Source organism: Streptomyces sp. NPDC020807 (genome assembly GCF_040641575.1).
In the GTDB taxonomy this organism is placed as follows: domain Bacteria; phylum Actinomycetota; class Actinomycetes; order Streptomycetales; family Streptomycetaceae; genus Streptomyces.
On the sequence record NZ_JBFADU010000016.1, the window covers coordinates 98,190 to 113,184 of the forward strand.

The 14,995-nt window shown below is 72.3% G+C and carries 13 protein-coding genes and 2 tRNA genes; 7 read left to right on the forward strand and 8 right to left on the reverse strand.

Annotated elements, in window-relative coordinates:
- Positions 1-109: 109 nt before the first annotated feature.
- Positions 110-754, reverse strand: a complete 645-nt coding sequence (locus tag AB0G79_RS22670; RefSeq protein WP_360809169.1) for an alpha/beta family hydrolase — start codon at positions 752-754, stop codon at positions 110-112.
- A gap of 103 nt (positions 755-857) precedes the next feature.
- A complete protein-coding gene (locus AB0G79_RS22675; RefSeq protein WP_360809171.1) occupies positions 858-1,673 on the reverse strand; it encodes an SOS response-associated peptidase in 816 nt (271 codons plus the stop codon).
- A gap of 73 nt (positions 1,674-1,746) precedes the next feature.
- On the opposite strand from AB0G79_RS22675, the gene AB0G79_RS22680 reads away from it, so the two are divergent.
- The 4 genes from AB0G79_RS22680 to AB0G79_RS22695 all read left to right on the forward strand — a co-directional run bounded on the left by AB0G79_RS22680 (position 1,747) and on the right by AB0G79_RS22695 (position 5,276).
- Positions 1,747-2,457, forward strand: a complete 711-nt coding sequence (locus AB0G79_RS22680) for a M50 family metallopeptidase (RefSeq protein ID WP_360809173.1) — start codon at positions 1,747-1,749, stop codon at positions 2,455-2,457.
- A 20-nt stretch (positions 2,458-2,477) separates the two neighbouring features.
- Positions 2,478-3,848, forward strand: a complete 1,371-nt coding sequence (gene aroA / locus AB0G79_RS22685; RefSeq protein WP_360809175.1) for a 3-phosphoshikimate 1-carboxyvinyltransferase — start codon at positions 2,478-2,480, stop codon at positions 3,846-3,848.
- Position 3,849: 1 nt separating this feature from the next.
- Positions 3,850-4,860: a ribosome small subunit-dependent GTPase A gene (gene rsgA / locus AB0G79_RS22690; protein WP_360809177.1), complete on the forward strand. Its 1,011-nt coding sequence runs from the start codon at positions 3,850-3,852 to the stop codon at positions 4,858-4,860.
- A gap of 92 nt (positions 4,861-4,952) precedes the next feature.
- The gene (locus AB0G79_RS22695) at positions 4,953-5,276 is read left to right on the forward strand and encodes a multidrug efflux SMR transporter (RefSeq protein ID WP_360809179.1); all 324 of its coding nucleotides are present in this window, start codon (positions 4,953-4,955) and stop codon (positions 5,274-5,276) included.
- Here AB0G79_RS22695 and AB0G79_RS22700 read toward each other — a convergent pair.
- Entirely contained in the window at positions 5,168-5,815 is a 648-nt protein-coding gene (locus AB0G79_RS22700; RefSeq protein WP_360809283.1) for a TetR/AcrR family transcriptional regulator, read from the reverse strand. The two genes, AB0G79_RS22695 and AB0G79_RS22700, sit on opposite strands and share 109 nt — an antisense overlap.
- A gap of 136 nt (positions 5,816-5,951) precedes the next feature.
- Between AB0G79_RS22700 and hisN the strand changes: the two genes are divergently transcribed.
- Positions 5,952-6,761, forward strand: a complete 810-nt coding sequence (gene hisN / locus AB0G79_RS22705) for a histidinol-phosphatase (RefSeq protein WP_360809181.1) — start codon at positions 5,952-5,954, stop codon at positions 6,759-6,761.
- A 139-nt stretch (positions 6,762-6,900) separates the two neighbouring features.
- Positions 6,901-7,293: a CBS domain-containing protein gene (locus tag AB0G79_RS22710; protein WP_360809183.1), complete on the forward strand. Its 393-nt coding sequence runs from the start codon at positions 6,901-6,903 to the stop codon at positions 7,291-7,293.
- A gap of 60 nt (positions 7,294-7,353) precedes the next feature.
- Here the strand turns inward: AB0G79_RS22710 and AB0G79_RS22715 are convergent, their stop codons facing one another.
- Positions 7,354-8,805: a catalase gene (locus AB0G79_RS22715; RefSeq protein ID WP_360809185.1), complete on the reverse strand. Its 1,452-nt coding sequence runs from the start codon at positions 8,803-8,805 to the stop codon at positions 7,354-7,356.
- Between the two features lie 128 nt (positions 8,806-8,933).
- Here AB0G79_RS22715 and AB0G79_RS22720 point away from each other — a divergent pair, with 128 nt between their 5' ends.
- Positions 8,934-9,353: a Fur family transcriptional regulator gene (locus AB0G79_RS22720; RefSeq protein ID WP_360809187.1), complete on the forward strand. Its 420-nt coding sequence runs from the start codon at positions 8,934-8,936 to the stop codon at positions 9,351-9,353.
- Positions 9,354-9,453: 100 nt separating this feature from the next.
- Here AB0G79_RS22720 and AB0G79_RS22725 read toward each other — a convergent pair.
- From AB0G79_RS22725 to AB0G79_RS22740, 4 genes are all read right to left on the reverse strand, one after another.
- Positions 9,454-9,527, reverse strand: a tRNA-Met gene (locus AB0G79_RS22725).
- 66 nt (positions 9,528-9,593) lie between these two features.
- Positions 9,594-11,645: a sel1 repeat family protein gene (locus tag AB0G79_RS22730; protein WP_360809189.1), complete on the reverse strand. Its 2,052-nt coding sequence runs from the start codon at positions 11,643-11,645 to the stop codon at positions 9,594-9,596.
- Between the two features lie 201 nt (positions 11,646-11,846).
- Positions 11,847-11,920, reverse strand: a tRNA-Met gene (locus AB0G79_RS22735).
- A 45-nt stretch (positions 11,921-11,965) separates the two neighbouring features.
- Positions 11,966-14,860 (reverse strand): UPF0182 family protein, encoded by a 2,895-nt coding sequence (locus tag AB0G79_RS22740; RefSeq protein WP_360809284.1) that lies wholly within the window; start codon positions 14,858-14,860, stop codon positions 11,966-11,968.
- Between the last annotated feature and the right edge of the window lie 135 nt (positions 14,861-14,995).

The window sequence follows — 14,995 nt, forward strand, 5'->3', positions numbered from 1 at the left end:
AGAAATGATGAGCCGTGAGCCCGGACCGGGGACAGGTCAGGGGAAGCCCGGAGACGCCCCAGGGGGAGGACAGGGGGGACATGAGGGGGCCGCGCGCGGAGGCGGGGGTTCACCTCAGGGTGGTGATCCACTTCACCACGCCGTCCACCAGCCCCGCGAGCGCCTCGTCCTGCGTCAGCGGCGCCCGCTTCGGGACCGCGAAGCCGTGGTCCCCGTACGGGACCTCGACGAGCTCGTAGGAACCCTCGGGGAACTCCTCGGGCCGCCCGAAGGGGTCGTTGCCGCCCTGGACGACGAGCGTGGGCAGGCCGGTGGCGAGGAGCTCCCCGTCCCGGGACCGCTCGGGCCTGCCCGGCGGGTGGAGCGGGAAGCTCAGCGCGAGGACGGCGCGGGCGCCGAGCTCGGAGCCGGTGCGGCAGGCCACGCGGGCGCCGGCGCTGCGGCCGCCCGCGACCACGGGCAGGCCGGGCGCGGCGAGGGCCGGCCAGAGGCCGCGCCAGCCGGTGTCGAGGGTCTTCGGCGCGGGCGCGACCTTCTTGCCCGCGACCCGCCAGGGCTGCTCGACGAGGGCGACGGTCACACCGTGGGCGGGCAGCGCGGCGGCGAGGGCCCGGAGGTCACGGGCCTCGATGCCGCCGCCGGCGCCGTGGCCGAGGGCGAGGACCGCCCACGGGTCCGTACCGGCGTGCCAGGTGACGCGCGCCTCTCCGGCGTCGGTCGGAACCGTCTCGTACTGCGTCGTCTGGTCGGTCACGCCCTCATCATCCCCCGCGCGCGCCCGCGAACCTCGGAACGCGAACCTCCGAACACGGACCTCGGAACACGGACCTCCGAACACGGATCTCAGAGCACGGACCTCAGAACAGCGTGCCCTCCTCCGGGCCGGAGAGCTCCGTGAGCAGCTCCGGGCCGTTGTTGCGGACGTTGCTGACCGCCGTCGAGACCGGGTACGCCCGCATCAGACCCTCCGGCGGCGGCGCGAGCAGCCCGCGCAGCTCCTCGGGGTCGGTGCGCGCCGGGTCCAGCCAGGCGTCCCAGCGGTCCTCCGTCAGCATCAGCGGCATCCGGGGGTGGATGTCGGCGAGTGACCGCGGGCCCTCGGCCGGGGCCACGCCGAGCGGGCCCGTCTCGGCCTCGGTGGTGACGACGGAGCAGGTCACCCACCAGGCCTCGGGGTGTGCGTCGGGGAGGGTGCGGTCGCGCCAGAACTCGTAGAGCCCGGCCATCGCGAAGACCGAGCCGTCGGCCGGGGTGACGAAGTACGGCTGCTTGCGGGCCCTCTTCTTCCTGCCCTCGACCTCCAGGTCCCGCTCCCCCGCGCCCGTCACCCACTCGTAGTAGCCGTCGGCGGGGAGGATGCAGCGGCGGGACGCGAACGCGCGCTTGAAGGAGGGCTTCTCGTGGACGGTCTCCGCGCGCGCGTTGATCATCCGGGCGGCGCCCTCGGGCGTCTTGGCCCAGGACGGGACGAGTCCCCATCTCAGCGCGCGGAGCTGGCGAACCGGCCGCCGGGATTCGGCGTCTTTCAGAGGGCGCTCGAGAACGGCCCAGACCTCCTTGGTCGGGGCCACGTTCCAGTCGGGGGCCAGGGTCTCCTCCGGCTCCCACTTCTCGATCCCGAAGGTGCCGACCAGATCCTCCGGCCGCCGACTCGCTGCATACCGTCCGCACATACGTGCCACACTGCCACGATCCCGGCCTCCGGAGGCGCGGGTTCCCCGACCTCCCGAGGAGCGGACCGAAACGATGGACCTCGCGACCACGGACCTCGCGCTCGATCTCTTCGGCGCGCAGCCCGCCCCGGCCGAATGGCTGGTGATCGCCACCGGGGTCGCCGCGCTCGCCGTCACCGTGCCGCGCCGGGTCTGGCTCGTCGCCCGCAACGCGATCACCATCGCCCACGAGGGCGGCCACGCGCTCGTCGCCCTCGCCATGCGCCGCCGCCTCGAGGCGATCCGGCTCCACTCGGACACCAGCGGCGTGACGATCACCCGGGGCCGCCCCACCGGAATGGGCGTCGTCCTCACCCTCGCCGCCGGATACACCGCCGCCCCGCTCCTGGGCCTCGGCGGCGCCGCCCTGCTCGGCGCCGGCCTGGTCACCCTGCTGCTGTGGCTCGCGACCGCGCTGCTCCTCGCGATGCTGGTGATGGTGAGGAACGCGTACGGCGTCCTCACCGTCCTCCTCACCGGCGCGACCTTCCTCCTCGTCTCCTGGCTCACCGGCCCCGAGGTGCAGTCGCTCTTCGCGTACGCCGTGGTCTGGTTCCTGCTCCTCGGCGGCGTGCGGCCGGCCTTCGAGCTCCAGGCGAAGCGGCGCCACGGCGGCGCGCCCGACTCGGACGCGGACCAGCTCGCGCGGCTCACCCACGTGCACCCGGGGGTGTGGCTCTTCTTCTTCCACGCGGTCTCGGTCTCGGCCCTGATCGGCGGCGGGCGCTGGCTCCTGGGCTTCTGACTCACCCGTACAGTGAGTCCATGACCGCAGCAGCTTCCGCGCCCTCCGACCCGTCGCGTTCCGACACCTCCGCCGACCTCTGGCCCGCCCCGTACGCCCGGGGTGCCGTCGACGCGACCGTCACCGTTCCCGGGTCGAAGTCGGTCACCAACCGCGGTCTGGTCCTCGCGGCGCTCGCCGCCGAGCCCGGCTGGCTGCGCCGCCCGCTGCGCTCCCGCGACACGCTCCTGATGGCCGAGGCGCTGCGCACCCTCGGCGTGCGGATCGAGGAGACCGTGTCGTCCAGCTCCTCCGGCCCGGGCGGCCCCGAGGGCACCGGCGAGGCCTGGCGGATCATCCCCGCCCCGCTGCGCGGCCCGGCCGCCGTCGACGTCGGCAACGCGGGTACGGTCATGCGCTTCCTGCCCCCGGTCGCCGCGCTCGCCGACGGCCCGGTGCGCTTCGACGGCGACCCCCGCTCCCACGAGCGCCCGCTGCACGGGGTGATCGACGCGCTGCGCGCGCTCGGCGCCCGGATCGAGGACGACGGCCGGGGCGCGCTGCCGCTGACGGTGCACGGCGCCGGCGGTCTCGACGGCGGCACGGTCGAGATCGACGCCTCCTCGTCCTCCCAGTTCGTCAGCGCCCTGCTGCTCTCCGCGCCCCGCTTCAACCAGGGCGTCGAGGTGCGGCACGTGGGCGCGACGCTGCCCTCGCTGCCGCACATCCGGATGACGGTCGAGATGCTGCGCTCGGTCGGCGCCCAGGTCGACGAGCCGGAGCACGGCGGCGAGCCGAACGTCTGGCGGGTGGCGCCCTCGGCGCTGCGCGGCCGTGACCTGGTCGTCGAGCCGGACCTGTCGAACGCGCAGCCCTTCCTCGCGGCGGCGCTGGTGACCGGCGGCCGGGTGACGATCCCGGACTGGCCGGCGCGGACCACCCAGCCGGGCGACGAGCTGCGCCGGATCTTCACCGAGATGGGCGGTTCCTGCGAGCTGACCGAGGCCGGTCTGACCTTCACCGGCACGGGCCGGATCCACGGCATCGACGTGGACCTCGGCGAGGTCGGCGAGCTGACCCCGGGCATCGCGGCGGTCGCCGCGCTCGCCGACTCCCCCTCGACGCTGCGCGGGGTCGCGCACCTGCGGCTCCACGAGACGGACCGTCTGGCGGCCCTCACCAAGGAGATCAACGAACTGGGCGGGGACGTGACGGAGACCGAGGACGGTCTCCACATCCGCCCGCGCCCGCTGCACGGCGGGGTCTTCCACACGTACCACGACCACCGCATGGCGACGGCGGGCGCGATCATCGGGCTCGCGGTCGAGGGCGTGGAGATCGAGGACGTGGCGACGACGGCGAAGACCTTGCCGGACTTCCCGACGATGTGGACCGAAATGCTCGGGGTCTGACATGCGGCGTTACGGCAAGCACACCGACGAGGACGACATCCGCCAGCGGCCCAACCGCAAGGGCACCCGTCCCCGTACGACCATCCGTCCCAAGCACGAGGACGCCGTCGAGGGCCTGGTCCTCACCGTCGACCGGGGCCGGCTGACCTGTCTGGTCGAGGACCGGGTCGTCCACGCGATGAAGGCGCGCGAGCTGGGCCGCAAGGCCGCCGTGGTCGGCGACCGCGTCTCGATCGTCGGCGACCTGTCCGGCGAGAAGGACACGCTGGCCCGGATCGTGCGGATCGGCGAGCGCAGCTCGGTGCTCCGTCGCACGGCCGACGACGACGACCCGTACGAGCGGGTGGTCGTCGCCAACGCGGACCAGCTGGCGATCGTCACGGCGCTCGCCGACCCGGAGCCGCGTCCCCGGCTGATCGACCGCTGCCTCGTGGCGGCGTACGACGGCGGGCTCGAGCCCTTCCTCGTGATGACGAAGTCGGACCTGGCCCCGCCGGAAAAGCTCCTGGAGCTGTACGGGGACCTGGACATGCCGCACGTGGTCGTGAACCGCGAGGAGCTGTACGACGGCGGGGCGGCCGACCGGGTGCGGCAGTACCTGGACGGCCGGGTCACCGCTTTCGTCGGTCACTCGGGCGTCGGCAAGACGACGCTGGTCAACGCGCTGGTGCCGGAGGACAAGCGGCGGATCACCGGCCACGTGAACGCGGTGACGGGCCGCGGCCGGCACACCACGACCTCGGCGCTCGCGCTGCCGCTCGACGCGGCCGACGGCTGGGTCATCGACACGCCCGGCGTGCGCTCCTTCGGCCTGAACCACGTGGATCCGTCCCGGGTCATCCACGCCTTCCCCGATCTGGAGCCGGGGACGGAGAACTGCCCGCGCGCGTGCAGCCACGACGAGCCGGACTGCGCGCTCGACGCGTACGTGGCGGAGGGGCACGCCGACCCGGCGCGGCTCTACTCGCTGCGGCGGCTGCTCGCGACGCGCGAGCGACGCGAGGGCGACTGATCGCCTCCGGTGCGCCCTCCCCCACTCTCGGTAAGTGCATAATCGCACCAAGTGGGACATAGCAGTCACCGAGGGCGTGGGAGGCACGGACGATGGCGTGGCTGCTGGTGGTCGTGGCGGGAATCCTGGAGACCGGCTTCGCGGTCTGCCTCAAGCTCTCGCACGGGTTCACCCGGCTCTGGCCGACGATCGCCTTCGCCGCCTTCGCGCTCGGCAGCTTCGGCCTGCTCACCCTCGCGCTGCGGAAGCTGGACGTCGGTCCGGCGTACGCGGTGTGGACGGGGATCGGAGCGGCCGGGACGGCGATCTACGGGATGGTCTTCCTCGGCGACGTGGTCTCCACGCTCAAGATCGTCTCCATCAGCCTGGTGATCGTGGGGGTCATCGGACTCCAGCTCTCCGGCTCGGCGCACTGATCCGGCCGTCGAGGGGTCAGCGGTGACACCGGGGCCACGACGTGGCTGAGGGCGATCCGCACGGCGAGCTCACAGCCGGCCTCCCACCGCTCCCCCGCGCAGGCCGCCGTCTCCGCCACGAGTTCGCCCGGCGCGGGCGGCCCCGCGTCGGCGCGCCGCTGGGCGGGTACGGGGGCGGGCCGGGCCCCCGGCCGCGCCGGGCGTGGCGCGGGGAGCCGTTCGTTCCAGGCACCGGTGAGCAGGGCCCGCAGGACCGGGCGGGTCGCGGCGCGGGTCACGGTCCACTCGGCGACGGCGACGAGGTTCCGCTCGGGCGGTGCCGGGGCGGCGAGCAGCCGCCGTACGCCCTGGAGGTAGGCGTCGGCCTCGCGGCGGACGAGGGCGCGGGCGAGTCCTTCCTTGCTGCCGAACTCGTTGTAGAGCGTCTGGCGCGAGACGCGCGCGTCGGCGGCGAGGTCGGCCATGCGGACGGCGGACCAGGGGTGGTGCGCGAGCGCGGCGAGCGCGGCGTCGAGCAGGGCCTCGCGGGCACGCGCCATCGTCACCTCCGGGAGGAACGGTTCCCCGCCCAGCCTCGGCAGGGCTCCGCACCCTGTCAAGGCCCCGCGCGTCGTCCGCGCGGGCCGTCGTGGACGGTTCTCCGCGCGTTCACGGCTCGGGGATAGAGTGCCGACCATGGCCGATTACCACGATGATCTGCGTCTCGCCCACGTCCTCGCGGATGCCGCCGACGCGGCCACCATGGACCGATTCCAGGCGCTCGACCTCAAGGTCGAGACCAAGCCGGACATGACCCCGGTGAGCGAGGCCGACAAGGCCGCCGAGGAGCTGATCCGCGGTCACCTCCAGCGCGCGCGGCCGCGGGACGCGATCCTGGGCGAGGAGTACGGCGTCGAGGGCACCGGCCCGCGCCGCTGGGTGATCGACCCGATCGACGGCACCAAGAACTACGTGCGCGGGGTGCCGGTCTGGGCGACCCTCATCGCGCTGATGGAGGCCGGCGAGAACGGCTTCCAGCCGGTCGTGGGCGTGGTCTCGGCCCCGGCGCTCGGCCGCCGCTGGTGGGCGGCGAAGGGCCTGGGGGCGTACACGGGCCGCAGCCTCGCCTCGGCGCGCCGGATCGGCGTCTCCCAGGTCGCGTCCCTGGCGGACGCCTCCTTCTCGTACTCCTCGCTGAGCGGCTGGGAGGAGCAGGGGCGGCTCGACGGCTTCCTCGACCTCACGCGCGCGTGCTGGCGGACCCGGGCGTACGGCGACTTCTGGCCGTACATGATGGTCGCCGAGGGCTCCGTGGACATCTGCGCCGAGCCGGAGCTGTCGCTGTGGGACATGGCCGCGGTGGCGATCGTGGTGCAGGAGGCCGGCGGTACGTACACGGGTCTCGACGGGCGGCACGGCCCGCACAGCGGGAACGCGGCGGCGTCCAACGGCCTGCTCCACGGCGAGCTCCTGAGCTACCTGAACCAGGAGAGCGCGGAAGCCTGAGCGCTCCCCGCACTCCCCGGGGGCGCCTCGCGCGCCCCCTTGTCGGGTCCCTCCCCCGGTGCCACTCTGAGAGTCCCCCCACTTGTGAACTTGTGAATCCGTTCTTCTTGAAGGATTCACCAAGGAGGTGGCTCCGCCCATGCTCGTCCGTGACGCCATGAGCACCGTGATCCTCACCATCGGCCCCGCCCACACCCTCCGCCAGGCCGCCCGCCTGATGTCGACGCGGCGCGTCGGCGCGGCCGTCGTCCTCGACACCGACGCCGGCGGGCTCGGGATCATCACCGAGCGCGACATCCTCAACTCCCTCGCCCGCGACCAGGACCCCGACGTCGAGACCGCCGGCTCCCACACCACCCACGAGGTCGTCTTCGCCGCGCCGGGCTGGACCCTGGCGGAGGCGGCCGAGGCGATGACGCACGGCGGCTTCCGTCACCTCGTGGTCCTCGACGGCCAGGGCCCGGTGGGCATGGTCTCCGTGCGGGACATCATCCGCTGCTGGATCCCGGCACACAGCGTGGCGGGCCGCTGAACGAGTCCGGGCCGGACCCCTCGCGGAGTCCGGCCCGGTCCCTACCCACGGCAAGCGCCCTCAGCCACGCAGGGCCTGGACCGCGGCCTCCAGCCGCTTGCCGAAGTCGCCGTCCGCCTTGCGGAAGTTGTCGATCGCCCGCTCGGCGATGTCCTCGCGCGAGACCTTGGCGATGAAGCCCGACAGGTTCGCGACCAGCCGGCCCTTCTCGTCCTCCGACATCAGGCGGTAGAGGTTGCCCGCCTGCACGAAGTCGTCGTCCTCGGCGTGCGAGGGGGCGGCGTGGTCACCGGTGACGCCAGTGACGGCCGAGCCGGCCCAGAGCGGCCGGTCGGTCTGGTGCGGGCCGCCGAAGCTGTTCGGCTCGTAGTTCTTCGCGCCCTTGTGGCGGCCGTCGTAGAGGTGGCCGTCGCGGGAGTGGGTGCGCGCCTCGGTGGCGTGCGGGCGGTTCACCGGCAGGTGGTCGGCGTTGATGCCGACGCGGTAGCGGTGGGCGTCGCCGTACGCGAACAGGCGGCCCTGGAGCATCTTGTCCGGGGACGGGCCGATGCCGGGCACGAAGTGCGCCGGGGAGAAGATCGACTGCTCGACCTCGGCGAAGATGTTCTCCGGGTTGCGGTTGAGCTCCAGCTTGCCGATCTCGATCGGCGGGTAGTCCTCGTGCGGCCACACCTTGGTGAGGTCGAACGGGTTGAAGCGGTAGGTCGCCGCGTCGGCCGCGGGCATGATCTGGACCTGCACGGTCCAGGTCGGGAAGTCGCCACGCTCGATGGCCTCGCGCAGGTCGCGCTGGTGCGAGTCGGGGTCCTCGCCGGCGAGGCGGTTGGCCTCGTCCTGGGTGAGGTTCTTGATGCCCTGGTCGGTCTTGAAGTGGTACTTGACCCAGAAGACCTCGCCGGCCTCGTTGTTCCACTGGAACGTGTGCGAGCCGTAGCCGTTCATGTGGCGGTACGAGGCGGGGATGCCGCGGTCGCCGAAGAGCCAGGTGACCTGGTGGGTCGACTCCGGGGAGAGGCCCCAGAAGTCCCAGACGTTGTCCGCCTCCTGCGAGCCCGTGTACGGGTCGCGCTTCTGGGTGTGGATGAAGTCGGGGAACTTGATGGCGTCCTTGATGAAGAACACCGGGGTGTTGTTGCCGACGAGGTCGTAGTTGCCCTCCTCGGTGTAGAACTTCAGCGCCCAGCCGCGCGGGTCGCGGACGGCGTCGGCGGCGCCGAGGTTGCCGGCGACGGTGGAGAACCGCAGGAAGGTCTCGGTCTCCTTGCCGACCTCGGAGAGGAACGCGGCGCGCGTCCACCGCGAGACGTCACGGGTGAGCGTGAAGGTGCCGTAGGCGCCCGCACCGCGCGCGTGGACCACGCGCTCCGGGATGCGCTCGCGGTTGAAGTGGGCGAGCTTCTCGAGGAGGAGCTGGTCCTGGATCAGGACCGGGCCGCCGACGCCGGCCGTCTCGCTGTTCTGGTTGTCGGCCACCGGCGCGCCGGCCTCCGTGGTGAGCGGTCCCTGCGTCACGTGCGCCTCCTGTGTCCTGTCGTGTCAGTGCCGAGTCCGATCCTACAATGGACAATGTCTAAGTCAAGTGAACTTCCAAAGTCACACCCGTTCGGGACCTCGGTCCCTTGACTGTTAGGCTGGCCCCCATGAGTGACCTGTTGGAACGACTGCGCGGACGCGGCTGGCGGATGACCGCGCAGCGGCGTGTCGTCGCCGAGGTCCTCGACGGCGACCATGTGCACCTGACCGCCGACGAGGTCCACGCGCGCGCCGTGACGAGGCTCCCGGAGATCTCCCGCGCGACCGTGTACAACACCCTCGGCGAGATGGTGACGCTCGGCGAGGTCATCGAGGTCGCCACGGACGGCCGCGCCAAGCGGTACGACCCCAACGCCCACCGCCCGCACCAGCACCTGGTCTGCGGCAGCTGCGGAGCGATCCGCGACGTGCACCCGTCGGGCGACCCACTGGCGGACCTGCCGGACGCCGAGCGCTTCGGCTTCACGATCTCCAACGTCGAGGTCACGTACAGGGGCCTCTGCCCGAACTGCGCGACGAGCGCCTGAGCCCTTCCGCGGCCCCTGCTTCGGCAGGGGCCTTTCGGGTTCCGCACACACGACGAAGGCCCGGATCGTTTTCACGATCCGGGCCTTCGTTGCTACTGAGTAGCGGGGACAGGATTTGAACCTGCGACCTCTGGGTTATGAGCCCAGCGAGCTACCGAGCTGCTCCACCCCGCGTCGGTGAAACCAACCTTACGGGACCGTTCGAGGCAGAGCAAATCGGTTACGCGGGAGCGCCTGCCGTCACGCGGTGAGCTCCTCGTGCAGCGCCTCGCTCAGCCGGGCCGCGCGCTCGGCCACCTCCGCCGGGCCCAGCTCCACCGCGCGGGCGCACCAGTGGCGCCCCTCGGTGAGCTCGCCCCGGCGCGCCGCGAGCAGCGCGAGCCGGAGCGCGGCCCGGCCGTGACCGGCCCGGGCGGCACGGGTCCACCAGAGGGCGGCCTCGCGCTCGCTGCCCTCGCGGGCGAGGAGCAGACCGAGGTTGAACGCGCCGTTGCGGCTGCCGGCCTCGGCCGCCTCCCGGTACCAGCGGTCGGCCTCGGCCAGGTCGCCGCGCCCGGCGGCGAGCATGCCGACCCGGACCTGGGCGCGGCGGTGACCCTGCTGGGCGGCCCGCTCGTACCACTCCTCGCACTCGGTCTTCTCCTCCCGCGGCGCGCCGAGCACGGCGGGGCCGGGCTCGGGGCGCCGGGCGTCGAGGACGGTGGCGAGCCGGAAGGCCGCCTCGGCGCTGCCGCCGCCGGCCGCGCACCGCAGGTGGCGCTCGGCCGTCCGCTCGTCGCCGTCGCGGAGGGCGGCGATGCCGACCTGGAGGGCGGCCTCGGTGTGGCCCGCGGCGGCGGCCCGCTCGTACCAGACGAGGGCCTTGCGGTCGTCGTCGCGGCCCGCGTGGAGGATGCCCAGGTTGAAGGCGGCGTCGACGCTGCCGGCCTCGGCGGCCTTGGAGAACCACGGCTCGGCGCCGTTCGCGTCGCCCGCCTGGAGGAGCAGGACGGCGAGCGCGTTGGCGGCCTCGCGGTGGCCCGCGTAGGCGGCACGGCGGTACCACTGCTCGGCCTGCGGGATCCGGTCCTGGGCGGCGCAGAGCAGCCCGAGGTTGTACGCCCCGTTCACGTCGCCCGCGTCCATGGCGGCGCGGTACCAGCGCTCGGCGGTCTGCTGCTCGCCGCGGGCGGCGTGGAGCGCGCCGAGGGCGTTGGCGGCGTTGCCGTCACCGTCCTGGGCGGCGCGCAGCCACCACACGGCGGCGCTCTCCTGGTCACCGGCGTCGCGCAGCAGGAAGCCGAGGGCGCACGCGGCCTTGGCCTCGCCCTCCTTGGCGGAGCTCAGGTACCAGCGGCCGGCCTCCTTCAGCTCGCCGCGCTTCTCCAGGATGGCGCCGAGGTGGAGCGCGGCGCGCTGGTGCCCGCGGGCGGCGGCCTGGCGGAACCACTGCTCGGCCTCGGCGAGCCCGCCCTTCGGCGGCTGGGCCTCCGCCGCTCCCCCGGGTCCGGCGCCAGCCGGCGGGACCGCGCCGACGGGCGTGCCCGCGGGCACGCCGACGACGCCGCCGGCACCTGCGGCGAGGCGGCCGGTGTCGGGACGGCCGCCCTCGGCGCGGCCCGCGTCGTGCGGTCCGCGGCCCGGTTCGGTCGCGCGGCGCTCCAGGGCGAGGGCGAGCCGGTACGCGGCCTCGCGGTGGCCCTGCTCGGCGGCGGCGCGCAGCCACCGCTCGGCGCCGACGTCGCTGCGGTGCTCCAGGAGGTCGGCGAGGGCGTACGCGCCGAGGGCGTGGCCCTGCTCGGCGGCCTGGCGCAGCCAGTACTCGGCGGCCGGCTCGTCACCGCGCTCGCGGTGGTGGCGGCCGAGCGCGTGGGCGGCGGGCGCGGAGCCCGCGACGGCGGCGACCCGCCACCAGCCGGCGGCCTCGTCGGCGTATCCGCGCTGGTGCAGCAGGACGCCCAGGTTGTTGGCGGCGGCCCGGTCCCCCTCGGCCGTGGCGCCGCGCAGGTAGGGCTCGGCGCCGTCGAGGTCGCCGCGGCGCAGCAGCAGCGCGCCGAGCGCGCTCATCGCGGCGACGTCACCCCGCTCGGCGGCGCGCCGGTGCCGCGCCTCGCTCTCGGTTTCCGTCTCGGTCTCGGTGTCGGTGTCGGTGGCGTCGTCGACCGCGGTCCTGCTCGCGGCTTTGGCGGCGGTGTGGACGGCAGCGTCGACGGCCGCCACCGTCTCGATGATCTCGTCCGCGGCGCTTCTCGCGTGCCGCTGCACAAACCGCCCTGTCTCCAACAGAGTTGCCCTGTCCCCCATAAATACCATCGTCGCACCACCCGCAACCCGAGCACACCTGGTATACCGCAGCCAGTGAGGTCCCTCAGCGTTTTGTCGACATGCCCACAGAGAGACAAGTCAAACACGGCTCACGCCAACTCGCCCCCTCCGTACCGCTCTTCGCGCCCTCCGTCACGTCGACACACGACGAGGGCCCGGATCCTTAAGGATCCGGGCCCTCGTTCTGAGTAGCGGGGACAGGATTTGAACCTGCGACCTCTGGGTTATGAGCCCAGCGAGCTACCGAGCTGCTCCACCCCGCGTCGGTGAAACCACCGTATCACGACGCGGGGGTGGAAAACCTCAGGTCAGCCGCTTGCCCCCGTCGTCTTGAGCTTCGCCCCGGCGTCCGCCGCGCGCTGGAGGGCGTCCTGCAGGTCCTCCTGCGCCTTGCCGTAGGCCGTCCAGTCGCCCTTCTGGAGCGCGGCCTCGCCCGCGTCGTACGCCTTCTGCGCGTCGGCGATGGCCGACTTCAGGGCGGCGTCGTTCGACGTGGCCGGCGGAGGCGTGGTGCCGTCCTTCGGCGGGGTCGTGGGCTCCGTCGGCCCCTCCACCCCGAAGACCGCGTTCAGCGCCTCGGTGAGGTTGTCCTCGAACACGGTCGTGTCCTTGGTCGTGTCACCGTCCGGCTGGTCCGCGTCCACGTAGGACACGGCGACCTTCTTCAGGAGCGGGTAGAGCGCGTTGCGACCCTGGGCGTACACCGGCTCCACGTACAGGAAGCCGCCGTCGAGGGGCACCGTGAGCAGGTTGCCGTACTGGATGTCGGAGTCGGCGCCCCTCATGTCCCGGACGAACTGGGCGACGTCCGGGAGGCTGTTGAGCTTGCTCTGCACCTGGGCGGGGCCGGGCACCTCCTCGGTGACCTTCAGCAGCTTCAGCCGGCCGTACTCCTTGCTGGTGGCGTCGGCGTCGACCGCCATGAAGGCGCCCAGGTTGGGCCGCCCGTTCGGCGTGAACGTCGTCGTCAGCGAGAAGCGCTGCGCCGAGTCCCCGGGCATCTTCATGCTCAGGTAGTACGGCGGGACCGCGTTGCCGTCCTTGTTGGTCGGGTCGTCCGGCACCTGCCAGGCGTCCGAGCCGCTGTAGAACTGCGCCGGGTCGGTGACGTGGTAGCGGGTCAGCAGCTCGCGCTGGACCTTGAACATGTCCTGCGGGTACCGCAGGTGCGCCATCAGGTCGCCCTTGATCTCGGACTTCGCCTTGACCGTGTCGGGGAAGGCCTTCATCCAGGTCTTCAGGACCGGGTCCTGGGTGTCCCACTGGTAGAGGTTCACCGTGCCGTCGTAGGCGTCGACGGTGGCCTTCACCGAGTTGCGGATGTAGTTGACCTGGTTCTGCTGGGCGACGACCGCGCGCTGCTGGTTGCCGACCGTCAGGGAGTCGGCCGTCGTGTCGCCGAGCGTGGTGCGCGAGGCGTACGGGTAGCCGTTCGTCGTCGTGTAGGCGTCGACGATCCACTGGATCCTGCCGTCGACGACCGCCGGGTAGGCGTCGCCGTCGATGGTCAGCCAGGGGGCGACGGCCTCGACGCGCTCCTTGGGGGTGCGGTTGTAGAGGATCCGCGAACCCTCGCCGATGGCCCCCGAGTAGAGGATCTGCGGCTCGCTGAAGGCCACCGCGTAGGCGGCGCGGTTGAACGCGCCGGAGAGGCTGACGCCGCTCTTCTCCTTGTAGCTGGTGGTCTTCTCGCCGTTCTCCTCGTAGTCCAGCTCCTTCTGCGGGCCGCCCACGATCGAGTACTGGTCGGTCTTCTCGCCGTAGTAGATCCGCTGCTGGTACGTGCCGACGTCACCGGTGGTCGGGAGGCCGGACTCGGTGAAGACCGGCGAGCCGTTGGCGTCCGTCTGCGTGCCCGCGGCCATGATCGCGCCGTAGCCGTGGGTGTAGGTGAAGTGGTCGTTGATCCAGTTCCGCTTCGGGATGCCCTTGATGTTGAGCTCGCGGAGACCGACGACCGTGTCCTTGCCCTGGTAGCGGTCGACGTCCAGGGTGGTCGGGAACTGGTAGTACTTCCGCTTCTGCTCCAGCTGCTGGAACGTCGGCGAGACGATGTTCGGGTCGAGGACGCGGTAGCTGGCCGCCGTGTCGGCGTCCGTGCGGAGCTGGTCCTTGGACTTCACCGTCGACTTGCCCGAGTAGTTCTCGGGCTTCGTCCCGTCGATCGCGTACGCCTTGCGGGTCGCGTCGATGTTCTTCTGGATGTACGGCGCTTCCTTGGCCTGCTCGTTCGGCTGGACCTGGAACTTCTGCACGATCGCCGGGTACAGGCCGCCGATCAGGATCGCGGACAGGACCATCAGGCCGAAGCCGATCACCGGAAGCTGCCAGGTGCGGCGCCAGAGCGTCGCGAAGAACAGCACGGCGCAGATCACGGCGATGCAGAACAGGATGGTCTTCGCCGGCAGGTACGCGTTGGCGTCGACGTAGCGCAGGCCCGTCCAGTTGCCGGTGGCCTTGAAGTCGCTCGACTTCACCGCCAGGCCGTACCGGTCGAGCCAGTACGCCACGGCCTTGAGCGACACGAAGACGCCGAGGAGCACCGAGAGGTGGCCGGTGGCGGCGGCGGTCGCACGGGCGCCGGGGCTGGAGATCCGCAGTCCGCCGTACAGGTAGTGCGTGAGCGCGGCGGCGATCAGCGACAGGACGGCGGCGGCGAAGCCGAAGGCGAGGAGGAAGCGGTACCAGGGCAGGTCGAAGGCGTAGAACGCCACGTCGAGGTCGAACTGCGGGTCCTTCTGGCCGAACTTCACCCCGTTGACCCACATGAGCCAGGTGCGCCACTGACCCGACGCGGAGGCGCCGGCGATGAGCGCCACCAGCACCGTGACCGCGAGGAGCACCCACTTCTTGAAGGGGGCGACGCCCATGCGGTAACGGTCGAGGCTCTGCTGCTCGGCCGACATCGCGCTGAGCGGCGGCCGCAGCCGGTACGCCAGCCAGATGTTGAAGCCGACGGCGAGCCCCATGAGGAGACCGAAGACGGCGAAGAGTCCGATCTTGGTCCACAGGGTGGTCGTGAACACGGACGAGTACTTGACGGAGCGGTACCAGAGCCAGTCCGTCCAGAACCCGGCGAACATCACGAACGCCATGGCCAGGACGGCCAGCACCCCGAGTGTCATGAGCAGGGTGCGGGCCCGCCGGGACGGCCGGCCGACTCTCACCCTCGGCCCGGACGGGCTCCCGCCGCGGTCCGGCATCTGGAAAGCCAACGTGCGCCCCTCGATGTTGATGCGTCTGTCGATGCGTCTGATGCGTCTGAATGCAGGCCCCGCGATCGTAGAGCCCACTGATGCAACTTACTGAGGCTTTACCTAGTTCCCGTGTTCCGTGGA